At 63.9% G+C, this 24,566-nt stretch carries 25 protein-coding genes and 1 tRNA gene; 10 read left to right on the top strand and 16 right to left on the bottom strand.

All coding sequences use genetic code 11. The features are described from left to right. Nucleotides 1-8: 8 nt before the first annotated feature. The 7 genes from ACX3OW_RS04745 to ACX3OW_RS04715 all read right to left on the bottom strand — a co-directional run bounded on the left by ACX3OW_RS04745 (nucleotide 9) and on the right by ACX3OW_RS04715 (nucleotide 7,049). The gene (locus ACX3OW_RS04745; protein WP_459094576.1) at nucleotides 9-1,109 is read right to left on the bottom strand and encodes an efflux RND transporter periplasmic adaptor subunit; all 1,101 of its coding nucleotides are present in this window, start codon (nucleotides 1,107-1,109) and stop codon (nucleotides 9-11) included. A 191-nt stretch (nucleotides 1,110-1,300) separates the two neighbouring features. Further along, nucleotides 1,301-2,302 (bottom strand): N-acetylglucosamine-6-phosphate deacetylase, encoded by a 1,002-nt coding sequence (locus ACX3OW_RS04740; protein ID WP_459094575.1) that lies wholly within the window; start codon nucleotides 2,300-2,302, stop codon nucleotides 1,301-1,303. After that, nucleotides 2,302-3,048: a glucosamine-6-phosphate deaminase gene (locus ACX3OW_RS04735; protein WP_459094574.1), complete on the bottom strand. Its 747-nt coding sequence runs from the start codon at nucleotides 3,046-3,048 to the stop codon at nucleotides 2,302-2,304. The genes ACX3OW_RS04740 and ACX3OW_RS04735 overlap by 1 nt, the downstream gene beginning before the upstream one ends. Before the next feature lie 80 nt (nucleotides 3,049-3,128). After that, on the bottom strand, nucleotides 3,129-4,208 hold the full coding sequence (locus ACX3OW_RS04730; RefSeq protein WP_459094573.1) for a Gfo/Idh/MocA family protein: 1,080 nt from the start codon (nucleotides 4,206-4,208) through the stop codon (nucleotides 3,129-3,131). 9 nt (nucleotides 4,209-4,217) lie between these two features. After that, nucleotides 4,218-5,510 (bottom strand): TRAP transporter large permease, encoded by a 1,293-nt coding sequence (locus ACX3OW_RS04725; protein ID WP_459094572.1) that lies wholly within the window; start codon nucleotides 5,508-5,510, stop codon nucleotides 4,218-4,220. Continuing rightward, nucleotides 5,510-5,995, bottom strand: coding sequence for a TRAP transporter small permease (locus tag ACX3OW_RS04720; RefSeq protein WP_459094571.1), 486 nt, complete (start codon nucleotides 5,993-5,995; stop codon nucleotides 5,510-5,512). The genes ACX3OW_RS04725 and ACX3OW_RS04720 overlap by 1 nt, the downstream gene beginning before the upstream one ends. 64 nt (nucleotides 5,996-6,059) lie before the next feature. Next, nucleotides 6,060-7,049, bottom strand: coding sequence for a TRAP transporter substrate-binding protein (locus ACX3OW_RS04715; protein ID WP_459094570.1), 990 nt, complete (start codon nucleotides 7,047-7,049; stop codon nucleotides 6,060-6,062). Nucleotides 7,050-7,140: 91 nt separating this feature from the next. On the opposite strand from ACX3OW_RS04715, the gene ACX3OW_RS04710 reads away from it, so the two are divergent. After that, the gene (locus ACX3OW_RS04710; RefSeq protein WP_459094569.1) at nucleotides 7,141-8,415 is read left to right on the top strand and encodes an ROK family transcriptional regulator; all 1,275 of its coding nucleotides are present in this window, start codon (nucleotides 7,141-7,143) and stop codon (nucleotides 8,413-8,415) included. A 130-nt stretch (nucleotides 8,416-8,545) separates the two neighbouring features. Here ACX3OW_RS04710 and ACX3OW_RS04705 read toward each other — a convergent pair. From ACX3OW_RS04705 to ACX3OW_RS04695, 3 genes are all read right to left on the bottom strand, one after another. Beyond that, nucleotides 8,546-8,622, bottom strand: a tRNA-Arg gene (locus ACX3OW_RS04705). Nucleotides 8,623-8,848: 226 nt separating this feature from the next. Next, nucleotides 8,849-10,279, bottom strand: a complete 1,431-nt coding sequence (locus ACX3OW_RS04700; RefSeq protein WP_459094568.1) for an ATP-binding protein — start codon at nucleotides 10,277-10,279, stop codon at nucleotides 8,849-8,851. 56 nt (nucleotides 10,280-10,335) lie between these two features. Beyond that, entirely contained in the window at nucleotides 10,336-11,760 is a 1,425-nt protein-coding gene (locus ACX3OW_RS04695) for an FAD-dependent oxidoreductase (protein WP_459094567.1), read from the bottom strand. 235 nt (nucleotides 11,761-11,995) lie between these two features. On the opposite strand from ACX3OW_RS04695, the gene rpmH reads away from it, so the two are divergent. The 4 genes from rpmH (at nucleotide 11,996) to yihA (ending at nucleotide 15,100) form a co-directional block, all read left to right on the top strand. Further along, nucleotides 11,996-12,130, top strand: coding sequence for a 50S ribosomal protein L34 (gene rpmH, locus ACX3OW_RS04690; protein WP_046136922.1), 135 nt, complete (start codon nucleotides 11,996-11,998; stop codon nucleotides 12,128-12,130). 14 nt (nucleotides 12,131-12,144) lie between these two features. Further along, nucleotides 12,145-12,549, top strand: coding sequence for a ribonuclease P protein component (gene rnpA, locus ACX3OW_RS04685; RefSeq protein ID WP_459094566.1), 405 nt, complete (start codon nucleotides 12,145-12,147; stop codon nucleotides 12,547-12,549). Next, on the top strand, nucleotides 12,546-14,378 hold the full coding sequence (yidC, locus tag ACX3OW_RS04680) for a membrane protein insertase YidC (RefSeq protein ID WP_459094565.1): 1,833 nt from the start codon (nucleotides 12,546-12,548) through the stop codon (nucleotides 14,376-14,378). The genes rnpA and yidC overlap by 4 nt, the downstream gene beginning before the upstream one ends. Before the next feature lie 77 nt (nucleotides 14,379-14,455). Continuing rightward, nucleotides 14,456-15,100: a ribosome biogenesis GTP-binding protein YihA/YsxC gene (gene yihA, locus ACX3OW_RS04675; protein WP_459094564.1), complete on the top strand. Its 645-nt coding sequence runs from the start codon at nucleotides 14,456-14,458 to the stop codon at nucleotides 15,098-15,100. Between the two features lie 9 nt (nucleotides 15,101-15,109). Here yihA and ACX3OW_RS04670 read toward each other — a convergent pair whose 3' ends face one another. From ACX3OW_RS04670 to ACX3OW_RS04650, 5 genes are all read right to left on the bottom strand, one after another. Continuing rightward, nucleotides 15,110-15,817, bottom strand: coding sequence for a type 1 glutamine amidotransferase (locus ACX3OW_RS04670; protein WP_459094563.1), 708 nt, complete (start codon nucleotides 15,815-15,817; stop codon nucleotides 15,110-15,112). 71 nt (nucleotides 15,818-15,888) lie between these two features. Further along, a complete protein-coding gene (gene msrB, locus ACX3OW_RS04665) occupies nucleotides 15,889-16,386 on the bottom strand; it encodes a peptide-methionine (R)-S-oxide reductase MsrB (RefSeq protein WP_459094562.1) in 498 nt (165 codons plus the stop codon). A gap of 133 nt (nucleotides 16,387-16,519) precedes the next feature. Next, the gene (locus tag ACX3OW_RS04660) at nucleotides 16,520-17,050 is read right to left on the bottom strand and encodes a fasciclin domain-containing protein (protein WP_459094802.1); all 531 of its coding nucleotides are present in this window, start codon (nucleotides 17,048-17,050) and stop codon (nucleotides 16,520-16,522) included. 114 nt (nucleotides 17,051-17,164) lie between these two features. Next, the gene (locus ACX3OW_RS04655; protein WP_459094561.1) at nucleotides 17,165-17,878 is read right to left on the bottom strand and encodes an anti-sigma factor; all 714 of its coding nucleotides are present in this window, start codon (nucleotides 17,876-17,878) and stop codon (nucleotides 17,165-17,167) included. Beyond that, nucleotides 17,875-18,429, bottom strand: coding sequence for a sigma-70 family RNA polymerase sigma factor (locus ACX3OW_RS04650; protein WP_459094560.1), 555 nt, complete (start codon nucleotides 18,427-18,429; stop codon nucleotides 17,875-17,877). Before ACX3OW_RS04650 ends, ACX3OW_RS04655 begins: the two co-directional genes overlap by 4 nt. A gap of 166 nt (nucleotides 18,430-18,595) precedes the next feature. Here ACX3OW_RS04650 and argB point away from each other — a divergent pair, with 166 nt between their 5' ends. The 5 genes from argB to ACX3OW_RS04625 all read left to right on the top strand — a co-directional run bounded on the left by argB (nucleotide 18,596) and on the right by ACX3OW_RS04625 (nucleotide 24,176). Continuing rightward, a complete protein-coding gene (argB, locus tag ACX3OW_RS04645; RefSeq protein WP_459094559.1) occupies nucleotides 18,596-19,498 on the top strand; it encodes an acetylglutamate kinase in 903 nt (300 codons plus the stop codon). Nucleotides 19,499-19,623: 125 nt separating this feature from the next. Further along, entirely contained in the window at nucleotides 19,624-20,307 is a 684-nt protein-coding gene (locus ACX3OW_RS04640) for an outer membrane protein (protein ID WP_459094558.1), read from the top strand. A gap of 128 nt (nucleotides 20,308-20,435) precedes the next feature. After that, nucleotides 20,436-21,962, top strand: a complete 1,527-nt coding sequence (gene ilvA / locus ACX3OW_RS04635) for a threonine ammonia-lyase, biosynthetic (RefSeq protein WP_459094557.1) — start codon at nucleotides 20,436-20,438, stop codon at nucleotides 21,960-21,962. Between the two features lie 181 nt (nucleotides 21,963-22,143). After that, nucleotides 22,144-23,382, top strand: coding sequence for a hypothetical protein (locus ACX3OW_RS04630; protein WP_459094556.1), 1,239 nt, complete (start codon nucleotides 22,144-22,146; stop codon nucleotides 23,380-23,382). Nucleotides 23,383-23,471: 89 nt separating this feature from the next. Next, nucleotides 23,472-24,176 carry a pyrimidine 5'-nucleotidase gene (locus ACX3OW_RS04625; RefSeq protein ID WP_459094555.1) on the top strand — a complete coding sequence of 235 codons (705 nt, stop codon included), beginning with the start codon at nucleotides 23,472-23,474 and terminating at the stop codon, nucleotides 24,174-24,176. Here ACX3OW_RS04625 and ACX3OW_RS04620 read toward each other — a convergent pair whose 3' ends face one another. Further along, entirely contained in the window at nucleotides 24,177-24,551 is a 375-nt protein-coding gene (locus ACX3OW_RS04620; protein WP_459094554.1) for a VOC family protein, read from the bottom strand. Nucleotides 24,552-24,566 lie beyond the last annotated feature (15 nt).

The raw sequence follows: 24,566 nt of genomic DNA, 5'->3' as shown, positions 1-24,566 counted from the left end.
CACTTCCCTCAGTTCTGCGCTGTCGCCGGGCGACCGTCCGGCCCCTCCAGCAAGGTGACGTCGGCGCCGTCGTTCAGTTGCAGAATGCCTTCGGTGATGATCGCATCGGTATCGGTCAGCGCGGCCTTGACCAGCACGCCATCGCTATTGCGCTGGATGATTTCCGCCGGCACGCGGACCGCCTTGCCATCCTGATATTTCCAGACATAGGAGCCCTCGGCCGACCACAATATGGCCAGCGGATTGACCGCCGGGTAGCGCTCGCCGGCGAAATCCAGCGCCACGGTGAAGCTCATGCCGGAACGCAGCACGCCATCGGGATTGGGGATTTCGGCCTGCACCTGCAGGGTGCGGCTGGTTGGATCGAGGCGATTGTCGATGGCCGATACATCGCCGGAGAAGCTCTGCCCCGGCAGCGCCACGGCATTAACATGGACCGCCATGCCGGGCGCGATCTGGGCGGCATAGCGCTCGGGCACCCAGAAATCGATCAGAATCGAGGAGGTGTCATCGATGATGGTGACGGCGGTCTGGGCGGCGACATAATTGCCGGGTGTCACCCGGATCAGCCCAACCGCGCCGGCGATGGGGCTGGTGATGATGCGGCGATCCAGTTCCATCCGCGCATTGCGCAGCGCCAGTTCGGCGGTGTCGGCGACCAGTTGGGCGGCGGCCAGAGCGGTGTTGGCCACGACATTATTGCTGGCCAGCCCGCGCGTGCGGGCCAAAGTCGTCTGCGCGTCGGTGACGGCCAAGGTCGCGCGGTCATGCTCGATCTGCTGGGCGCCGGCTTCGAAACGGGCGATGATGTCGCCCTCCGCCACGATCTGGCCGGGACGCACCGCCACTTCGGCCAGCTCGCCACCCGTCGGCGCCGAGATGGTCACCGAGCGAATGGGCGTGCCCTCGCCGATGGCTGTCAGGGTGTCGTTGATCGTGACCAGGGTGACGCCGGTGGTCACGACATTATTGACCCGCCCGCCAAAGCCGCCCGGACGGGCACCACGGGACGCCGCTGCCGCTGGTTCGGACGCCTGGGCGAAGGGCAACACAATGCCGTTACGCGCCAAGATATCGGCCGCCCCGGGAACGTAAAATAGCCAGGCCAAGCCCGCTGCAACGAGTAGGAAGACACAGATAAGCAGCTGCCGAATCAAGCCAGACCTCGACTAAACCAATGAACGCACGGGGTAATCAGACCGACGATACCAGAACGATCCGCTGCGCCACATTACAATCCGGTAAGCTGAGGGCATAGCGCAACCGCAAGCGGCCATGCGCTAATGCGTCGATCGTCGGATTAGGGGCTGCAATGCATGACCGTGAGGTCCTGGTCCCACGTGGTTTGGCCCGCCGGCAGGGTGATGCCGTGGTGGCGCGCCGCTTCGCCGAGGATCGCCCTCGGATTGTGGGCTGCCATGGTGATGGCCTGCTCGAAGGACGCAATGCCCCAGGCGACGACATTGCGCACCGCCTCGTCCATTTCCAGCGCCGAACCGGCCAGATTGGCCTGCCCCGGCACGCGCACGACGCCGGTAGCGTCCCGTTCGACCGACATGCCGGCAAAGCTGTAAATGCCGGCCGGCGCCGCAGCAGCCAGCACCGCGTCGGACACCAGCACCGAGCGCCCGATACCCTTGAGGGTGATCAGCGCCCGCAAGGCATCGCGCGAAATATGGTGGCCATCGGCGATAAAGCAGCCAAACAGCCCCGGCGCCGCCAGTTGGGCGAGCAGGGTATTGTCCAGCTTGGGCAGTTGCTGGGGCAGCCCGTTGCCCAGATGGGTCGAGACGGTGAGACCAGCCTCGACCGCCGCGTCGATCTGGGCAAAACCGGCGGCGCTATGGGCGACGCAGAGCGTCATGCCGGCAGCCCTGAGCTGGTTGATGGCCAGCAAGGCGCCGGCCCGCTCGGGCGCCAGGGTCACCATGAGGATGGGGCGCGTCAGGCCGCCGGACAGGCTGAGCACCATCGGCACGTCGGGATCACCCATGGCCTCGGGCGGATGACAGCCGGCATAGCCCGGTTCGGCGCGCAGGAACGGGCCTTCGAGATGATAGCCGGGCACCATCAATGGCCCCAGCCGGCTGTTGGCAACGGCATGGTCGAGCGCGGCAAAGCGCTCGAACAACTCATGGCGATGCGCGGTGATGATGGTGGGGAGACACCCGGTTACACCGGCCTTGAGCATGGCGGCGAGGGCGTGATCGAGCGCATCCGGCGTGAGGCCGGATGCGTTGAAATCGACCCCGGCATAGCCGTTCACCTGCAGGTCAAATAGGCCGGGGGTGGAGAGCGACATTAGTCTTTGACCGCACTGAGCAGGCTGGCCGAGGCCGGGTCGAGGTAAAGCGTCACCTCGGGGTGCTGCTGCACGATGGAGGCCGGCGCCAGATTGGTCACCGGGCCTTCGACCGCCGCCAGCACGGCCTTGGCCTTGCGCTCGTCGGGCACCGACAGGATCAGCGCCTGGCTGGCCATGATGCGCTTGATGCTCATGGAGATGGCATGCGTGGGCACCGCGTCGATGGTCTCGAACCAGCCTTCGCCGAACTGCTGCTGGCGGCAACCGGCGTCGAGCTCAACCACCAGATAGGGCGCGCTATAGTCAAAATCGGCCGGGGGATCATTGAAGGCCAGGTGGCAGTTTTCGCCGATGCCGGCAAAGCAGACATCGATGCGACGATCAGCCAGCGCGCCATTGAGGCGGGCCAGTTCGGCATCCAGATCGGCGGCATCGCCATCAACCGGCAGGAAGGACTTGAAGCCCGGCAGCCGGTCAAGGAAGCGCTCACGCAGATAGCGGCGGAAACTGGCGCCATGGGTTACCGGCAGGCCGACATATTCATCCAGATGGAAGAACGACACCTTGGTCCAGTCGATATCGGCCTCGAGCAGGCTTTCCAGCATCTCGAACTGGCTGGCCCCGGTGGCGACAATGATATTGGCCTCGCCCCGCGCGGCGATGGCCTCGACGATCAGCCGGGCGCCCTGCGCGGCGGCAGCGGCGCCGAGCGCCTGCTTGTCGGAATGCACGGAAATCTTCATGACATACTCTTTCAAAAAAAGGGGGCGCCGTCTTGGGCCGGCGCCCAGGTTCGGGTCACAGGAGTGACCCGTCCGGCCGGCTAGTCGCGGGTGATGATCCGCTGTTGCGCCAGGCTCTGATCCACGGCCTGGCCGATCCAGGTCGAGTGCATCGCCTCGGCGGCGCTCGGATAGTGGCCGGAAAGGCTCTCGATCGAGGTGCCGGCCTTGATGGCCTGCACCAGATCGAGGAAATAGGTCATCGATTCATAGGTGTAACCGCGCAACTGACGGCCCTGGATGGGATGCTCGACTTCGTAGGAGCCGAAGGGGTTGATCACCAAGGACGCAGCATCCTGCTCATAGGCCGCGAACATGCCGCGATCCTGGGTATCGACCTCGACCACGCCGTTCTCGCCGACCAGGCGCACGCCCTGATTGACGATGGAGGGGAAGGAATTGGGCAGCACCCAGGACAGGTCGAAATTGACGCTGGCGCCGCCGGCGAACTCGACCTTGGCCTGGATGCTGTCCCAGGTGTCGATGCCCATGCCGGACAGCTTGCCCTTCTGGCCGGTGGCATAGACCCGCACCGGACGATCATTGAGAATCCAGGTGACCAGGTCGTAGAAATGCACGCCGAGGAACCAGGATGGCGAGCTTTCATGCGCCCAGCGCTTGAGCCACTCGCTGGGGACGACAATCTTGTCCTCCATATGGACCGCGCCATACTGAATCTTGCCCAGGCGGCCTGCCCGTACATCATCGCGCATGCGGCTGTGGCCGGGATCGAAGCGCTTGTGGAAGTCGACATAGAGCAGCCGATCCTTGGCGGCGACGGCGGCCATCATCTGTTCGACGCGGCTGGTTTCGACATCCAGCGGCTTCTGCGAAATGATGTGCAGCCCGGCATCGGCCGCCTTCAGCACCGCATCGAGATGCAGGTGATCAGGCGTGGCGATGGCGATGGCATCGAGCTGCTCGCTGGCCAGCAGGTCATCGACGCTCTGGTAGCCGGCAATACCCAGACCAGCCTTGTGGCGGTCACGCACTTCCTGGCTGGGATCGGCGACGGCAACCAGCTCGGCCAGGCCACGGCGCTGGGCCGCGGCATAGCAATTGAGCATCTGGCTTCCGTAGACGCCGCCACCGACGACGGCAATTCGAACAGGTTTAGTCATGGTCGAGTCCTAGAGATATCCGAGTGCCTGTGGCAGCCAGAGCGACAGCTGGGGGAACAGGATGACGAGTATGATGGCGATGATGATCGGCACGTAGAAGGGCAGCACCGCCTTGAACACCTGATCGAGCGGAGTGTTGGTGATGCGTTCCATGATGAACAGCACGATGCCGACCGGCGGGGTGATGACACCCAGCACCAGGGTCATGACCACGACCATGCCGAGCTGCACCGGAGAAATGCCAACCTCGGTTGCCAGCGGCAGGAACAGCGGGGTGAAGATGATGATGGCGCTGACCGTCTCCATGAAACAGCCGACAACCAGCAGCACCAGAGCAATCAGCAGCAGGATGAGCAGCGGATCATTGGTGGCTGACAGCACGAGCTCGGCGAGCATCGGCGGAATGCCCAGGCGGATGATGACGTAGCCGAACAGCGATGCGGTGGCGACGATCAGCATCAGGGGCGCCACTTCAGTGGCGGTCTGCCGCACCATGAGGACGAGGTCTTTGGGTGAAATCTCGCGATAGACGATGCAGCCGATAAAGGCGGTGTAGAGCACGGCGACCACGGAGGCCTCGGTGGGCGTGAACAGGCCGGTAAAAATACCGCCAAGGACGATGGCCGGGCACAGCACCGGCAGGATGGCACCCCGGAGCGAAACCAAAATCTCACCCAGATCGACGCCGTCATTGCGCGGGAAATTGGCACCCTTGCCCCAGATCCAGCACATGATCGACAGCACGATGCAGATCAGCACGCCGGGAACGATGCCAGCAACGAACAGCGCGCCAACCGAAGCACCACTCATCACCGCATAGACGATCATCGGGATCGAGGGCGGCACGATCGGGCCGACGGTGGCCGAGGCCGCCGTCAGGCCGATGGAGAAGGAGGCCGGAAAGCCCTTCTTGACCATGGCTTCGTGCTCGATCTTGCCCAGGCCGGCCGCGTCGGCGGCAGCCGACCCCGACATGCCGGCAAACACCAGGCTGCCCAGAATATTGACGTGGGCCAATCCGCCGGGGAAATGACCGACCAGCGCGTCGGCAAACCGGTAGAGCCGCACCGTGGCGCCCGAGCGGTTCATGATCTCGCCGGCCAGCATGAAGAAGGGGACGGCCACCAGCAGGAAGCTGTTGACGCCATAGAACATGCGCTGGGCCACCAGATCGACGGGCACGGAGGCGCCGAACATCAGCAGCAGGCCAACGAGGGAGACGACGCCGAGAACGATGGCGACGGGCATGCCCAGGACAATGAGCCCGATGAGCAGGCCGATGATTGCAATCAGATCGAACATCAGTTTTGCTCAAGCTCTACAATGGTGTGGCGGGGCGGCTCTTTGGCCTTGAAAATCCAGGCCAGGAAGGCGACGGCCATGGCTACGGCGCAGACCCCGATCAGGGCTTGCACATAGCCCATCTTGAGCCAGGCCATGGTGGGCAGCGGGGCGGTCCAGCCGATCCTGGCATAGAGATAGGCGCCATAGGCGACCAGGATCATGAAGGCCGCCGCAACCAGGCCGAACAGGATATGCAGCACCTGCCGGACCCGGGCCGGAAATATCTCGTAGAGCACGCCGACGCGAATATGTTCGCTGCGCATGGCGGCGGCGACGCTGCCGACAAAGATCAGCGCGACATAGGCGATGCGTGTCAGCTCCTCGGTCCACGGCATGGGCAGCCGGATCACGAAGCGATTGCCCACCTGAATGGTCACCAGAACAATCATGAGCATGAACAGGAGCCCGGTCAGGTGCCCCAGAAAATTCTCTAACCGACGCATGCAGCCCTCCTGCTGACCTGCTGAATGGACGGGCCGGAGCACACAGCTCCGGCCCGGAACCGCCTTACTTGGCCGGATCGGCAGCGACGACGCGCTCGTACAGGCCAGCCTTGAGGATGCGGTCGGCGATTTCGCGCGAACCCGACAGCGCCGCCTGGAACTGGCTCAGGTCCGGCTCGATGACATTGGTGCCGGCGGCCCGAATTTCCTTGATGTAGCGCGCCTCCGAGTCAGCCAGCATGGCATCGCCGAGCAGTGCGGCCTGCTTGGCTGCATCGGCCACCACGGCCTGCTGATCGGCGCTCAGCTTCTGCCAGGTGTTTTCGGAAATCTGGATCTTGTAGACGTCGCGCACATGGTTGGTCAGGATCAGGTTTTCCTGAACTTCATACATGCGGTTCTGCACGATGGTTTCGAGGGGGTTTTCCTGCGCCTCGACCACGCCGGTCTGCAGCGCCGTATAAAGCTCGGACAGCGACACGGTGGTCGCGACCGGCTCAAGCTGGCTCCAGACCTCGATCCACAACGGGTTTTCGGGCAGACGCAGACGCAGGCCCTTCATATCCTCGGGACCATTGATGGCGCGGTTGCTGGTGACCTGGCGGGCGCCGCGATCCATGATCGCCAGCGTGCGAATGTTCTTTTCCTGAAGCACCAGCGCATCGATCTCATGACCGATCTCGCCGTCATAGACGGCGCGGACATGCTCGACGCTGGTGAACAGATAGGGCACCGACAGGAAATATTCCGGCAGCCAATAGACCACGTCGGACACGCCGGCCAGCGACATGTCGGTGGAGCCAACGACCAGCGATTCCAGCACGTCGCGCTCATTGCCCAGCGCGCCGTCGGTGAAAATGTTGACGGCGATGGCGCCGTTGGAATTGGCCTCGACCAGTTCCTCGAATTTGCGCATGGCGTTGCCGACCTGGCCATCGCCGCCGTTGAAGCCGGTAGCAAAGTCGATACGCACATCAGCGGCGAAAGCCGTCGCCGTCATCATGACGGTCGCTACGGCAGCCAGGCCACAAGCAGCTTTGAAATTGTAAGACATTCATCCTCCTCCGGCCTGTCCTGACCCAGGACGAGGCTTTAATTCCAATTACTGTAATTATATTCCTGACTTTGGCAAGGGCCATTTGCCAGTGAAGCTGGCCCGTGCAAAACTGCGTGTTGGAAATCGGCATCAAGCGAAGAAGACGCGACATATGAAGCACTTGGTTGATGCGCACACGCCGCTGATCGCCGGCCTGACCGAGCGCGCACCCGCCGATATCGAAACGCTGGATGCGCAACGCCGACGGCAGCTGCTGGGCGAAATCTCCGGGGGCGGCACCACACGCAAACGCCTGGCCACGCTGTTGCGGATGCGCGCCGGCACGGTAACCCAGCACGTCACCGAACTGATCGACGCCGGGCTGGTGCGTGAATTGCATCAGATCCGCACCAACGAAAAGGGCCGGCCGGAGGTGCTGCTCAGCTGCGCGACGCAGGCGGTGAACGTCATCGTGGTGCAGGCGCTGGCCGACCGCATCGTCGGCAATCTGGTGGATCTCGGGGGCACATCCTCATGTGAAATTTCGCGTCCGGTCGAGGATGTCAGCATCACGGCGGCCGGCATCGGCGCGCTCATCGTCAGCCTGGCTCAGGAACTGCGCGACCGACTGGAACAGGGTCGGTTGGCAGGACTGGTGGTATCGTTGCCCGGGATCGTCGACGAGGCGGCAGGCCAATGGTTATTTTCCAGCCGATTTCCCAACGCGGCGCCGCTGTCCATCGCCGACCTCGCCGCAACCCTGCAGATGGAGGTGCGGGTGCAGCGTGCCTTGAGCGCCGAATTGCGGGCGCGGCTGCTGCGGCACCAGGACGAGGGCGCGAATTCGACGGTGCTGTTGCACTGGGGTTATGGCGTCGGCCTGACCAGCGCCATCAACGGCGCGGTGCAGCATTCAACCCAGGGCGGGTTCGGCGAGATTGGCCATTGGCGCAGCTTCATGGCGGGCGACACTCCCTGCCGTTGCGGTGAACGGGGCTGTCTTGAGACGCAGGCGGCACTGTGGAGCCTGGTCGCCCCGCTGCAGCTGGCAAGCTCAAGCGAGGACGACTTCGCCCGACAGCTGATTCAGGATCCGGCATTGGCCGATCACCCGCTGATACGTCGCGCCACCACGGCCATGGCCATCGCCATGCGCGACGTCTATCTGCTGCTGTTTCCCAACCGCATCACCATCACCGGCCCGTTTGTGCAATCGCCGATCCTGTTCGAGCGCCTGATCCGCGAATTCCGGGACAGCCTGCCGCAATATGTGCCGTCGCGGGTCGAGACCGAAGCGGCGGTATTGAGCCCGCGCGACGAAATCGTCGGCGCCGCCAAGCCGCTGCTGCATCAAGCCATCCAACGAGCGCTGGCAGAAATCTAACGCGACTATTTGGCGCGCTGCAGCACCATCGCGGCAATCCGTTGCAGCATTGGCATCGGCACGCCTCTGCGCTCGGCGATCGCCTGGGGCCAGGCAAACAACGCATCGTATGACAGTCTTTGAAATTAAATGGCGCGCCCGGAACGATTCGAACGTCCGACCCCCAGATTCGTAGTCTGGTGCTCTATCCAGCTGAGCTACGGGCGCGCATTGCCGACAAGATCGGCGGTTCAGACGGGACTGGATGTGATATCCGTCTGAAGCGGCGCAACCCATACATGGGCATTTCGGGGTTGGCAAGCGCACAGATGACAGTTTCTTGCCACTGCGCACAACTAGCGCCCGGCGCGCCCCCTGGAAGCGGCTTTTCGGCAATTCGCCTGCGACAACAAAGCCCTGCGCTGACACGGTGCTGGGGATAAGTCGCCCTGCCTCAAGGGCGGATACGCAAGCCGGCCGGCAGAATCAGGTCAAAGCGCGTGCCGATGGGCTGATCGATAAAGACCAGCTGGCCGCCATGCGCTTCGGTAATCTCGCGGGCGATGGCCAGACCCAGCCCGGTGCCGCCGGCCCGCGCCGAGCCTTCGAAGGCGACGAACAGATTGGCACGCGCCCGCGGCGGCAGGCCCGGGCCGTTATCGGTGACCGACAGGGTGACGCTCTCGGCATCCTCGGTGGTGGTGACGGCGATGCTGGGGGCCGCAATGGCGGTGCCGGCGGCTTCCAGCGCCTCGCGGGCATTCTTGAGCAGGTTGAGCAGCACGCGGCCGAGCTGGGTGGCATCGACCTTGAGCACCAGATCCTCCGGCGTGGCATTGGTGAAGACGATGCTGGGGTGGCCGTCCAGCCGCGCCTCGAAGGCGGCATCGGCAACCAGCGGCGCTATTTCGACGGGCACCATCACCGGCGGGGCGGCGCTCTCGCGGCCATAATCGAGCACCGACTGGGCAAAGCCGATGGCCTTGTCCAGCGTGGTGACCAGCCGGGGCGCCAGCCGCTGCACCTTGGGGTCGTCGAGCGTCGCCACCTGATCGGAGAGCAATTGCGCCGAGGTCAGGGTATTGCGCAGATCATGGTTGATCTTGGCCACGGCCAGCCCCAGATCGGCCAGATGGCGGCGCTGCCGCAGCATGGAGAAGATGTCGGCCTCCATCGCCGCCAGTTCGCGCTCGGCAATGCCGATTTCGTCGCGGCGGGCCGAGGGGATGATGATGAGGCTGGCGTTTTCGGGCGCCTGCCGGAAGGCCAGCATGTTCTGTGTCAGCCGGCGCACCGGATAGATGAGCAGATAGCTGGCCAGCAGATACAGCACCACGGCGGTGATGGCGGCGATGGCCAGCGAGATCACCCCGATCTGGCGGGAATAGGCCAGCATGTCCTGCCGCAGCGCCCGCTCGGGCATCAGCAGCTCGATCAGCGTATCGTCCAGATCGCCCTGACCGATAATGCGCATGGTGCGGCCGGGGCCGGCAAACAGCGTATCGATGGAGCCGGCGATCAGCGTCATCAGATCGGCCTGCCGCATATCGGCCGTCACCACCACATCGGGGGTGATGGGGTTGGCCAGCTCGATCAGCTGGCTCTGGCCCTCGCGGCGATAGACGATGGCATTGGCCCCGGCCGAGGTCAGCAGGCGGTCGGTGAGTTCACGCGGCAGTGCCATCACGTCGGGCACCGCATCGAGCACCCGCGCCGCCACCACGCCAACGCGCAGCCGATCCTCCAGCCAGTTTGCCCGGAAGCTGGCGAGCGATGGCAGATAGACCACGATTTCGACCAGAAGAATCACCGCGATGATGGTGGCGATGAGCTTGATCGAAAGGCCGGAAAACCGGCCGGGCAGGACACTGCGTTGAACTGTCATTGCCCATCATTATAGGCAAAGCCGCACAAGGCGTAAGCCCCCGGATGGGGGATGCGTCAGCGCCGCAGGCGTAGCAGGGCGGGAAGCTGCGCCGGCCAGCGGCGCGGCGCCTGCTGTGCCTGATAGTGCTCGGCCAGCTCCACCAGCGCGGCAGCGGCGCTGGGCTGGGGCAGCGCCAGCCCGGCCAGTTCGCCCAGCTTGAGGCCGCGCCCCATCGCCAGCGCCAGCATTGCGACCAGTTCCCCGGCATCGGCACCGACGGCGCCGGCGCTGCTGATGGCGCCGTTGGCAGCGGCGATCAGCTTGACCGTGCCCGCTGGCCGGCCGCTGGCCTGCGCCGTTTCGGTTTCAACCAGATTGCTGCGCCACACGGTCTGGCCCGGACGCAGCTTGGGACCGGCCTCCAGCCCGCCCAATTGGGCCAGCGCCGGTTGGGTGGCGACGAGGCGCGGCACCTGCTGAGTGTCGAGCCGACCGGGACCGAGCCGCAGCAGGCGTTCGAGCAGCAGCGTCACCTGGTGCGCGCCGATATGGGGCTGGTATTCCCCGGCCGCGCCGCCAATGGCACTGATGCGGCCATTGCTGGTCTGGCCATCGGGGCCAAGCTGCAACAGTTCGGGCCGCAAGCGGTCGCGGCGCAATTTGGCCTTGTCCAGCAGTTCGCCGTCGAGCAGGGGCACGTGCCCCATGGCGACAAGGATATGGGAGACATCGAGGCTGTCCTCGCCGCCGGGTCGGCGCAAAGCAATGCCGGTGCCCTGGCTGCGCGGCAGAATCGCGGTGACTTCGGCGTCGTCGAGAATGACCACCCCCTCTTCGCGCAGCGCGCGCAACAGGATGGCCACCAATTCGGGATCAAAGCCCGGCAACAGCCCGCCCTGCGGCACCAGCGTCACCATGGCGCCGAGCCGGCGATAGGCCTGCGCTAGTTCGAAGGCCGCCGGCTCGCCACCGATGACCACGAGGTGGCTAAGCTTGCGACTATTGTCGGCAATGCTGTCGGGAGTGAAGAATTTCACCTGCTCCAGCCCGGGCAGCGGCGGAATCAGCGGCGTCGCGCCGGTGGCCAGCGCGAACTGGCGGGCGCGGATGGTGTGATCGCCACAGCGCAGCGTCTGCCGGTCGATAAAACTGGCGGGGCCGGCCAGAACGGTAACGCCGAGCCCGGCCAGGCGCTCAGCCGCATCGCGCGGCGCAACGGCAGCGGCGGTGGCATCGGCGTGTTCGGTGATGGCGCGAAAATTGAGTTTGGGTTCGACGGCGTTGAGGCCGACCTGGCCGGCGCTGCGCATGGCCTCAGCCCGCCCGGCACTGGCCAGCAGGGCGGCGCGGCGCAGGCTGCCGGCAACCGGATCGCCCTCGGGCGCAGCGCCCTGCACCAGCACGACGCTCAAGCCACGCTGCCGGGCCCTGAGCGCCAGGCTGACGCCGAGCGCGCCGGCGCCGATGACACAGAGATCAGGTTTGATTGCGTCCGCCATTACCTGCCAACGGCCAGAAGAAATGCTTGCGTCGGGTCTTATGGGGCGATATCGCCGCGAAAACAACGGGGGAAGCAATGCAAGGAAGTGTGGTGCCGCGCGTTGACTTGGCCTCGGGTTTTCCCTATAGACGCCACCAACCCGCACCGTGGGCGCTTGGCGCTTGATGTGTGTCTGAAATTCCTGCTTGTGCAGAGCTAAACCAGAGGAACCGTGCCCGGCGCGGTTTGATGTCATGAAGCGTACTTATCAGCCGTCGCAGCTCGTGCGTGCCCGCCGTCACGGTTTCCGTGCCCGTATGGCCACCAAGGACGGTCGCGCGATCATCAACAAGCGCCGCCGCGACGGCCGCAAGAAGCTTACGGCCTAAGGTCCGGTGGCCGGATGACGGCCAGCGAGAACACGCCTGACGCCCTGCGTCGGCTGGTCAAGCGTTCCCAGTTCCAACGGGCTGCCCGGGGCAATCGCGCCGGGCGCTCTGCGTTTGGGCTGCAGGTGATCGCGGCTGATGAGGCTCCGGCTGGCATCGGCTTCACCGTCACCAAAAAAACCGGCAATTCTCCCCAACGCAATCGCATAAAACGTCGCCTTCGCGCGGCTGTGACAGCATGCGCGCGTGACTTTATCCCTCACCATGACTATGTGCTGGTCGGACGACGGGAAGCGCTCAGCGAACCCTTCGCCAAACTGGTTGCCGATTTGGGCGCGCTGATCGAGCGCGTGCATACTCCCAGATCGACCGACCAGCGCCACTCTTCCGGCCGCGGCCCACGGAAACCCAGACAATGACCGACAATCGTAATGTGATCATCGCCATCGTGCTCAGCATGGTCGTGCTGTTCGGCTGGCAGTTCCTTGTGGCTGGCCCACAGATGGAGCGCGCCCAGCAGCAGGCCCAGATCGCTGCCGAGCAGGCGCAGGCCGAAGCCGCTTTGGCGACCCCGACCACCACGGTCGATGTCAATGGCGCGCCCGTGCCGGCCGCCGACGGCAATGCGGTCTATGCCGATCGCGCTGCGGCCATTGCCGCCACCCAGCGCGTCATCATCGACACCGAAGACCTGCATGGCTCGATCAACCTGACCGGCGCCCGTCTCGATGACCTTGAGCTCAAGCAATATCGCGAGACTGTCGACCCAGATTCGCCGATCATTACCCTGCTGACCCCGGCCGGCGCGCCCAATGCCTATTTCGCCGAGCAGGGCTGGGTCCCCGCCAGCGGCACCAATGTCGCCTTGCCCGATGGCAAGAGCGTATGGACGGTCGAAAATGGCGCGACGACGCTGACGGCGACCACGCCGGTCATCCTGCGCTGGGACAATGGCGCCGGGCTGATCTTTCACCGCACCTTCTCGGTCGATGAGCATTACCTGTTTACCGTCACCCAGTCGGTCGAAAACACCGGCGCCGGTGATGTGGCCCTGTTCCCCTATGCCCGCGTCGCCCGTCACGGTACGCCCCACGTTGCCAATTTCTTCATCCAGCATGAAGGCCCGCATGGCGTACTGGGCTCGAACAATCTGATTTCCAAGAAGTATAGCGACCTGCAGAAGGACCAGCAGGCCCGCTTCGACAACACCACCGGCTGGCTCGGCTTCTCGGACAAATACTGGGCGACCGCCGTACTGGCCAAGCCCGGCAACGCGCTGAATGCGCTGTTCTCGTGGAAGAACACCGGCGCCTATGACGATTACCAGACCAGCTTTGTCGAGACGACGCCGGTCATCGTCGCTCCGGGCGCCACCGCGACCCATGAGAGCTATCTGTTTGCCGGCGCCAAGGAAGAAAGCGTCATCACCGCCTATCAGCAGCAGTATGGTTTCGACCGGCTCGAGCTGCTGATCGACTGGGGTTGGCTGCATTTCATCACCAAGCCGATGTATTATCTGCTGACCTTCCTCAACTCCATCATCGGCAATTTCGGCGTCGCCGTGCTGGCGGTCACCGTGATCGTCAAGGCCATCTTCTTCCCGCTGGCCAGCCGCTCCTTCGCCTCGATGGCCGCCATGCGTCGCGTGCAGCCGGAGATGAAGTCGATCCAGGAGCGCTTCAAGGACGACCGTCCGGCCCAGCAGCAGGCCATGATGGAGCTGTACAAGAAGGAAAAGATCAATCCGCTCAGCGGGTGCTGGCCGATCCTGATCCAGATCCCGGTATTCTTCGCACTCTATACCGTTATCTTCATCAGCCTCGACATGCGCCATGCGCCGTTCTTCGGCTGGATTCAGGATCTGGCGGCGCCCGATCCGACCAATATCTTCACTCTGTTCGGCCTGATCCCGTGGGATCCGACCGTCCTGCCCTTCATCGGCAGCTTCCTGCATCTGGGCGTCTGGCCCGTCATCATGGGCATCACCATGTGGGTGCAGATGAAGCTCAATCCGCCGCCGCCCGATCCGACCCAGGCAATGATCTTCAACTGGATGCCGGTGATCTTCACCTTCATGCTGGGCACCTTCCCGGCGGGTCTGGTGATCTACTGGGCCTGGAACAACACGCTGTCGGTGACCCAGCAATATTTCATCATGAAGCGCCACGGCGCCGAGGTGAACCTGCTTGGCAACATTCTCGACGCCTTCAAGCGCAAGCCGAAGTCGACCGAGCCGACCAAGCCCTGATATCGCCATAGCGGATCAGACCTGCTATTGCCCGCCGGACACCTCCGGCGGGCTTATTGTTTGAAGCGAGCAGCACCATGAACACTGTCGATTACCAACCCGAAATGATCGAACGCGGCCGCCTGCTGTTCGCGCGACCGATCCTGTTCACCAAGGGCTGCGTGCGCATTGCCGACCTGCCGCCGATGGACAAGGTCGAGATCGCCTTTGCCGGCCGTTCCAATGTCGGCAAGTCGAGCCTGATCAATGCGCTGGCCGGCACGTCGAGCCTCGCCCGCACCTCGAACACGCCCGGCCGCACCCAGGAACTCAACATCTTCGAGAGCCAGAGCGAAGAGCTGCGCATCGTCGACATGCCCGGCTATGGCTATGCCAAGGCCCCCGAGGACAAGGTCCGCGCCTGGACCAAGCTGATCCACCAATATCTCACCGGCCGCGCCACGCTGCGCCGGGTCTATGTGCTGGTCGATGGCCGCCATGGCCCCAAGGACAATGATCTGACGGTGATGAACGAGCTCGACCGGGCTGCCGTGAGCTATCAGATCGTCTTGACCAAGGCCGACAAGCCGCTGGCCAAGGATCTGGAAAATGTCATCGCCGCCACCCAGGCCGCCATTCTCAAGCGCCCGGCCGCCCACCCGCGGGTGATCCTGACCTCATCGCATAAGGGCGACGGGTTGCGCGACCTGCGCACTGAAATCGCCATGCTGCTGGAAAGCTGAGGCTTCGCCTCAGCGATCCTTGAAGAAGCGGGCGATATAGCCGGCCAGCACAGGGCTGTTGGAGGGCGTGGCCACCGAGACCAGCGCCTGGTCGACAAGCTCGTCGGCCACCCGGCCGCGCCGCATCTCGGCCAGGGCCAGCGCATAGTCATCGGCAAATTCGGGGTGCGGCTGAAAACTCAGCGCCGCCCCATTGCGATAGACCAGCCCGGCATTGGGCGTGAAGTCTGATGCCAGGATCACCTCGGCCTCGGCAGGCGGGACAATCACCTGATCCTGATGCGAGCAGGCCACCGCCAGCGCGGCGGGCGCATCGGCCATGAAGGCGGGCCTTGCGGTTACGGCATAGGTATGGCGGCCAAGGCCCCAGCCCTTTTCGGACTTGCGCACATCCCCGCCCAAGGCGTCGGCCATGATCTGGTGGCCGAAACAGATGCCCAGCATCGGGATATTGCTGGCATAGGCGGCGCGGATGAAGTCGCGCAGCGGCCCCAGCCAGGCATGGTCCTCATAGACTCCCGCCGGCGACCCGGTGATGACAATACCCTCCAGCGCAACCGGCTCGGGCAGCGCGGCACCATCGGACACCGGCACCACCTCATAGCTGAACCCCTGCCCGGTCGCGTCGAACATGGTTTCGAACATGCGGTGATAGGGACCGAACTGGCCACGCAGCGGCGCGGGCACGTCGCCGGTCTGAATAATGGTAAGCTTCATGGACTGTTCCCGAGAGGGCCGACCCCACCGCCATAGCGGGAAAACCAGAGCGGCGGCAATGGGGCGAAAGACTAGGCCGGCTGGAACCGCAGCGCCACGCCATTGATACAGTAACGCAGGCCCGTCGGCGGCGGACCATCTTCGAACACATGCCCCTGATGCCCACCGCAATTGGAGCAGTGAACTTCGACCCGAGCCATGAACAGCGTGTTGTCTTCCGTCGTGCCCAGCGCACCGTCGATAAAGGTGTAAAAGCTGGGCCAGCCGGTGCCGCTGTCGAATTTGGTGTCCGAATTGAACAGCGCCTGATCGCAGCCGGCGCAGTGGAACATTCCGGCGCGATGCTCATCATCCAGCGGCGAGCTGAACGGCATCTCGGTGGCCTCGTGGCGCAGCGTCTGATAGGCGGCCGGCTCAAGCCGCGCCTGCCATTCCGCATCCGTCAGCTGAAACGGAAAACTGGCTTCGGCCGCTTGCGCCGGGGCCGTGGGACGCAACACCGCATAGGCGGCGAGCGCGGCAACAGCCGTGCCGCCCAGCAACACCTGACGACGATCAAGGACAGCCATTCCGTCTTCCCTTCAAACCTGCCGCCGCGCCGAGGGCGCGAAGGCGTTTCGACAGCTATTCTACGTCCCTCCAGGGGACAATGACACGTCAAGTTATGGTGAGAGGCCGCCACCGGCGACCTCTCATTGGTGGCTACATGGCCGATTTTGGCGTCAGCACGGCGTCGATGACGTGGATCACGCCATTGGACTGGATCACGTCGGGGATGGTCACATTGGCGACGGTGCCGTTTTCATCGGTGACGGTGATCTTGCCGTCGACATCCTTGAGCGTCAGCTTGCAGCCGCCGACGGTGTCGACGACATGCTCGCCGCCATCGGCCTTGACCATGCCGGCAATGTCACCCGACAGCGCCTTGGCCGGGATCACATGGCAGGCCAGGATGGTGGACAGCATGTCCTTGTTTTCCGGCTTCAGCAAATTGTCCACCGTGCCGGCCGGCAGCGCGTCGAAGGCGGCATTGACCGGGGCCAGCACGGTGAACGGGCCAGCGCCCGACAGCGTCTCGACTAGGCCGGCGGCCTTGACGGCGGCGACCAGCGTGGTGTGATCGGCCGAGTTCACGGCATTCTCGACGATGTTCTTGTCGGCAAACATGGCGGCGCCGCCGACCATCGGATTGTCCTGGGCCATAGCGCCGCCGATCGAGGCGATGGTGAGCATGGCGGCGACGGACAGAGCGCGGAGAGAGAGGGTCATTGCAGTCATTCCTTCCTGTGTTTCGTTCCCCTATTCGGCAGGGACAACAGCAGGTACGGAACGGCGCGAAGAAGAGTTTCAGATTTTTGTCACCGCACCCTGAGCGACGATGGGGCCGGTCGGCGCGCCGCTGGGGGAACCACCCTTGGGCTCCAGCGTGATCGCCAGCACCGAGCCTTCGCCCCAGCCCGCCATGATTGCCGGCGCGACGGCGACGGCGCTGCGATCGGTGATCGGGATCACGCCCATCGACACCGGCGCGTTGCCGCCCTGGATGGCCCAGAGTTCAAAATCGCGGTCCGGCACCGCCTCGCCCGACAAGGCGGTGAGCCGCACATTGCCGCTGCCGTCATAGAGCGCCACGAATTTGACATTGCTGCCCTCCGCTTCGAGTGCGGCGACCAATTGGGTGGTCAACGCGCCGACATCGGGCGCCGGCTGCAGCAGGTTGAAGCCCACGGCAGCGACCGCAATAGCGATGGCCCCGGCAGCGATGCCGCGCCAGACCATCAGATTGTCCCAGAACGCCGCCGCGCCGCCCGTCGCCGCACCAAACACCCGCTTTTCGATGGCGGCAAACAGCGGACGGGGCACCGGCACTTCAGCAAATTCACCATCCAGCTCGGCAAAACGCGCCACCCAGAAATCATGCTCGGCGCGCAGGGCCGGATCGGCTTCGATCAGCCTGCCGACACGGGCATGCTCGGCAGCCGACAGCAGGCCGAGCACATACTCGGCCACCAGCGCATTGCGCCCGGCAAAACCTCCATCGCTGTCGCCGCTGCTGCTCATGTCGAAAGACAGTCCTTCAGTTTGACCAGGCTCCGCCGCAACCAGGTCCGCATCGTATTCAAGGGTATGGCGTGGCGGGACGCCAGTTCTTCGTAGCTATAGCCATCGAGATAGGCGCCGCGCACCGCATCGGCCCGCTCGGGTTCGAGCGTGCCCAGGCAGTGCTCGATCCGGCGTTTTTCGTCGCTATCCTCGGCCGCCCGCTCCGGGGATGGCCCCGAATCGGCAATATCCAGCGCCGCGTCGATATCGGCCGAGGCCGGGCGGCGCGCCCGCAGCATGTCGAGCGCATGGTTGCGGGCAACGGCGACCAGCCAGCTGATCGGGCTGGTATTGCCCATCACGTAGCGATCGGCGCGCTGCCAGATCTTCACATAGATTTCCTGGATCGCCTCTTCGGCCTCGGCTCGATCTCTCAAGATACGCAGGGTGACGCCGAAGAGTTTCGCGCTGGTCCGGTCATAGAGGACGCGAAAGGCGGCGCGGTCGCGCAGGGCGCAACGGGCGATGAGGTCGGCAATGTCGCGCGATGGCGGCGTCTGACTGGACATGGGTAGTGCAGCCTCCTGACGCCTGCCGATTCCTCACTGCCACCACAACGCAGGAGAACGTGAATTGGATCAATGGGCAAATGCCATAGAACCGGCTTTTCCTTTGTGATGCTATGCTCTAGACCCGAAGCATCTTTGCCGCCTTGCCAACAGGATGGGGCCGTCCATGTCCGACCAAGATAATTCGACCGACCGGTTCAGCCATGATGCCGGGATTCTTGCGCAGGCGCTGCCCTATATGCAGCGCTATGAGGGCAAGACCGTCGTGGTGAAATATGGCGGTCATGCCATGGGCGACGCCAAGCTCGGCCAGGCCTTTGCCCGCGATATCGCGCTGCTCAAGCAGTCCAAGGTCAATCCGATCGTAGTGCATGGCGGCGGGCCGCAGATTGCCTCGATGCTGGCCAAGCTGGGCATCGAATCGAAATTCGAAGGCGGGCTCCGCGTCACCGACCAGCGCACCATGGAAGTGGTGGAAATGGTGCTGGCCGGTTCGATCAACAAGGAAATCGTCGCGCTGATCAATGCCGAGGGCGAATGGGCCATCGGGTTGTGCGGCAAGGACGGCAACATGGTCTTCGCTAAAAAGGCCGTGAAGACGGTGAAAGACCCGACCTCCAATATCGAGAAAGTGCTCGATCTCGGCTTTGTCGGCGAGCCGGTCGATGTCGACCGCACCCTGCTCGATCTGCTGGCGCGCTCGGAGATGATCCCGGTCATCGCCCCCGTAGCCCCCGGCCGCGATGGCAATACCTACAATATCAATGCCGACACTTTTGCCGGCGCCATTGCCGGCTCGCTCGGCGCCAAGCGCCTGCTGTTCCTGACCGACGTGCCGGGCGTGCTGGATCGCAACGGCAAGCTGATCCCCGAGCTGAGCGTGGCCGAGGCCAAGGAACTGATCGCCGACGGCACCATTTCCGGCGGCATGATTCCCAAGGTGGAAACCTGTCTCGAGGCGCTGGATAACGGCGTCGAGGGCGTGGTGATCCTCAATGGCAAGATGCCCCACGTGGTCTTGGTGGAACTCTTCACCGAGTTCGGCGCCGGCACGCTGATCGTTCGCTGATCGCGTTCACCATTTGCTAACCAATTCCCACTTTCCGCCGCTATTCCGCGGGGTGTGGCCCTTTGGGCATAGGCCCGCCGCGCTGCGGCGTGTCAATTTACATCAAATACTATCTGGGGTTTTCCATGCGTACTGAAATCAAGCTTGCCGCCCTTGTTGGCGCCACCCTCATGGCTTCCGTCGCCGGCGCTCAGGCCCAGCAGGTCGAGACCATCATGATCCTGCCCACGGTCACCAACCAGTCCTACCAGCCGAGCTATTCGGCCTGGGATGGCTTTTATGTCGGCGCGCAGGGAAGCCTCGTGGCGATGAAGAGCCACGAAATCAACACCGGCCTGCCCGGCGAATTGCTGATCGGCGATATTGGCGGCAATGCCGGCATCTTCGCCGGCTATCGCCAGCAGCTCAATGACTGGTTCGTGCTCGGCATCGACGCCGAAGTGAACAATGTGGCGACCGAGTTCGAACACCTCAGCAAGAATTACGGCGCGTTGAAGTGGGAAACCGCCGTCCGCGCCACCTTGGGCTACCCGGTGGCCAACAATGTGCTGGCCTATGCCACGGTGGGTTACACCTGGGGGCGCTTCGATTTCAGCCCGCATTTCGGCACGCCCGACTCCACCTACACCGCCGGCGGCTGGCAGCTCGGCCTGGGCGTCGACATGATGGTCACCGAAAACCTGATGGCCCGCCTCAATGCGACCTGGACCCATTATGGCGTCAATGACGTCACCAGCGGCGGCGTCAAGGCCGGCACCAGCGAGCCGAGCGGCTCGGTCGTGCGCGCCGGTCTCGCCTGGAAGTTCTAAAGCCACCAATCCAGAATTTGCTGCAAGGCCGCCCAGTGGGCGGCCTTGTCTGTTAGGGCTGTGCCATTGAGGCGGTTGACAAATCAGCCGCCCGGGCGTCCCTCGGCGGCACTTACCGGAGTGCCGTCATGCAGGACTATATCCGCCGCATCCTCACCTCATCGGTCTATGAAGTGGCCGAGGAAACCCCGCTCGAAAAGATGGAGCAGCTCTCCGCCCGCCTGGGTGTCGAGGTGCTGCTCAAGCGCGAGGACATGCAGCCGGTCTTCTCCTTCAAGATTCGCGGCGCCCATAATCGCATCGCCCAGCTCAGCGCCGAGGAGCGGCTCCGCGGGGTGATCTGCGCCTCGGCCGGCAACCATGCCCAGGGCGTGGCGCTGTCGGCCAGCCGGCTGGGCATTCGCGCCATCATCGTGATGCCGACCACAACCCCGGCGATCAAAGTGAACGCCGTGCGCCGCCTCGGCGGCGAAGTCGTGCTGTTTGGCGACGGTTTTGACGCCGCGCGCCTCCATGCCGCCGAACTGGCGGAAAAGCATGGCTATGTGGTGGTGCATCCGTTCGATGATCCTGACGTGATCGCCGGTCAGGGCACCATCGGCATGGAATTGCTGCGCCAGCATCCGGGCGAAATCGGCGCCATCTATGTGCCGGTCGGTGGCGGGGGCCTCGCCGCCGGCATTGCCGCCTTCGTCAAATTCCTCCGTCCCGAAATCAAGATCATCGGCGTCGAGCCCGAAGAAGCCGCCAGCATGAAGGCCGCCATCGCCGCCGGCCATCCGGTGGTGCTGGAAGAAGTCGGGCTGTTTGCCGATGGCGTCGCCGTGCGCCAGGTGGGCGACGAGACCTTCCGGCTGTGCCGCGAATTGCTCGATGACATCGTCACCGTCAGCGCCGACGAAATCTGCGCCGCGATCAAGGATATTTTCGACAATATGCGCGCCATTGCCGAGCCGGCCGGCGCGCTGGCTCTGGCCGGGCTGCGGCGGCAGGTGGAAAGCGGCGCGGCCCCCAAGGGCGCGCTGATCGCCATCAATTCGGGTGCCAATGTCAATTTCGACCGGCTGCGCTATGTGGCCGAGCGTGCCGAAATCGGCGAGCGGGCCGAGGCGCTGTTCTGTGTCGGCATTCCCGAACAGCCGGGCAGCTACCGCGCCTTTATCCGCCTGTTGGGCCAGCGCCCGATCACCGAGTTCAATTACCGCCTCGGCCATGGCGCCACCGCCAAGATTTTCGTCGGCATCAAGCTGACGCGCGGCGATGCGGAAAAGCGTGAGATCATCAGCCTGCTCGAAGATCGCGGCCTGCAGGTCATCGACCTCACCGACAATGAGGTGGCCAAGCTGCATGTCCGCCACATGGTCGGCGGCCGCGTCAATGATATCGAGGACGAGGTGGTCTATCGCTTCCAGTTCCCCGAGCGCCCCGGTGCGCTGCTGAAATTCCTCGAAGGGCTCAACGATGCCTGGAACATTTCGCTGTTCCACTACCGCAACCATGGCTCGGACTATGGCCGCGTGCTGGTCGGGGTGCAGGTGCCGGCAGCGACCCGGGCCGACTTCATTGCCCATATCGACGCCATCGGCTTTCCCTATTGGAACGAGACCGACAACCCGGCCTATCGGCAGTTTCTGGAGCCGGAAACGGACCTCTAAACCGCGCTTTGCTGCATTATGCTGTCATAAACCGACAATAGAACTGCACGGACTATTTGTGGCCGGAATCTATTGCAATTCAACGGTCAAGGAGCCATCTGCCGCAATATGGCGTTGGTTCTATTGTTGCAATGCGCCCGCCCCGACAATCAAAATGACAACAACACCGCCGGAGATGACGATGCGAACCACCCAGACTGTCCGCCTGCTGCTGCTCAGCGGCGTCGCCACCGCCGCCATGATGGCGCCGGCCATGGCACTCGACGCCCAGGCCTTCGTCGATCGCGTCGCTGCGGTTTACCAGACCATGGGCTATGACTTCGCCTTCGGCCCCGCGACGCTGGATGGTGACACCGTCACCGTCGATGGTGTGACCGTCACGATGGCCGACGCCGATGCCGAGCCGACCAGCCTTGCTACCGAGATCACCTTCTCTGGCGTGGTCGAAGCCGCCGATGGCAGCTACACCGCCAAATCCGTCACCATTCCCGATATCGACACCGAATTCGGCGAGGCTGGCGAGCCGGTCGGGCATTTGACCCTCAGCGACATGCGCGCCGACAATCTCTACATCCCCGCCGGCGACACGGTTTCGGCCGTGGCCATGCTGCAGCTGGTTGGTGGCTTCAGCACCGGCCCGCTGCTGATCACCCGCGATGGCGCCGAAATGGTGTCGATCGACTCCATTGAAGCCCTCTCGACCTTCAATCCGGCCCAGGGCAGCGCCGAGCTGATCGATCTGGGCTCGACCCTGGCGATCAATGGCATCGCCATCGACCTCACCAGCGTCGGCGAGGAAGATCCCGATGCCGCCGCTACCATCGAGGCGCTTGGCCTCACCACGATTTCCGGCGACATCACCCAGGATGCCAGCTGGTCGATGGCCGATGGCCGGTTGGAGATCAGCGAGTTCCTGTTCGACTTCGCCGATCTGGGCGCCCTCAACATCCCCATGCACGTAACCGGCCTCACCCCGGCAGTGATCGACCAGATCACCGCGATGCAGACCAGCACGGCGGGCGAGGAGCTCACCGAGGAGCAGTCGCAGGCCCAGATGATGAGCGCCATGGCGCTGATGCAGGGCGTCTCAATCGTCAGCGCCTCGGTGCGTTATGACGATGCCTCGCTGGCCGGCAAGCTGCTGGAGCATTTTGCCAAGGAAGCCGGCACCGACCGCGCCAGCTATGTGGCCGGCCTCAAGGCCATGCTGCCGATGCTGCTGGCCCAGTCCGGCATTCCCGCGCTCAACGACATCGTGATCCCGCCGGTCTCGGCCTTCCTTGATGATCCGCAGAGCCTTGAAATCAAGGTCGCGCCGCCGTCTCCGACCTCGCTGCTGGTGCTGATGGCCGCCGCCGCCAACCCGGCCGGCCTGATCACCGCCCTGGGCTTTGTCATCGAAGCCAATACTGCCAAGTAAGGCCGCCTTGCCCCACTGCCATCCCGGCTCACGCCGGGGTGGCCCCGCAGGGTGAAACTTTTAGGAATTTAGCGTAGTGTTCGACGACCATGAATGATTTGTCGTCCCCACCGCCCGCCAGCCTCAGCCACATTACCGATTGGGTGTTCGATCTCGACAACACCCTCTATCCGCGCAGCTGCAATCTGTTCGCGCAGATCGATAGCCGCATCACCCGCTATGTGATGGACATCACCCAGCTCGATTTCGAGGCCGCCCGCGCCTTGCAGAAATCCTATTACCGCGATTTCGGCACCACGCTGAACGGGCTGATGCTGCGGCACGAGATCGACCCCGATCATTTCCTCAACACCGTCCACGCCATCGACTATTCCCCCGTCGATCCGCATCCCGATCTGGTCGCCGCCATCAAGGCGCTGCCGGGGCGCAAATTCATCCTGACCAATGGCGATACCGGCCATGCCCATGCGGTGCTGACCCGGCTGGGCGGCGACGATCTGTTCGAGTCGGTCTATGACATCCGCGCCATGACCTATGTGCCCAAGCCGCACCGCGAAGCCTATGACGGCTTCTTCGCCAGCAATGGCATCGACCCGACCCGCGCCGTGATGTTCGACGACCTGGAGAAAAACCTCGTCGTACCGCATGAAGTCGGCATGGCGACGGTGCAGGTGGTGGCCGGCGCCGATTATGATCATGCGCAGGTCGAAACCTGGGAACTGGACCGCGCCGCCGGCCCCCATGTGCATCACGTCACCGACGACCTGGCCCGGTTCCTGCACGAACTGCCTTAGCTACATGCTGTTCAGATGCAAAATATTGCCGTCCGGGTCCTTGAACCAGACGGCCTTGAAGTCGCCCGACGAATGGATGCCGTTGGCATAGTCGAGCCCCATCGCCGGATAGTGCTCGAATTTGACACCCTTGGCGGCGAGGGCGGCGGCGATGGGCGCGATCTGGTCACCGACGCCCCAGGCCACCGCATTGGCCTTGTTGGTGCCGGCGAAATCGGAAACATACACCACCAGCGTGGTCGCCCCGGTGCGGAAGGTGGCGACATTGTCGTCCCCGCTGAGCAGATCGAGCCCCAGCGTTTCGGCGTAAAACGCCCGCGCCCGCGCCATATCCTTGACCGCCACGATGGCGGCAGCATCCTTGTCCTTGAGCATGTCGAAATCCTTTCG

This window comes from Devosia sp. A449 (assembly GCF_054489375.1).
Note: the sequence above shows the minus strand (reverse complement) of the source record. Positions and strands in the feature narration are given on the sequence as shown.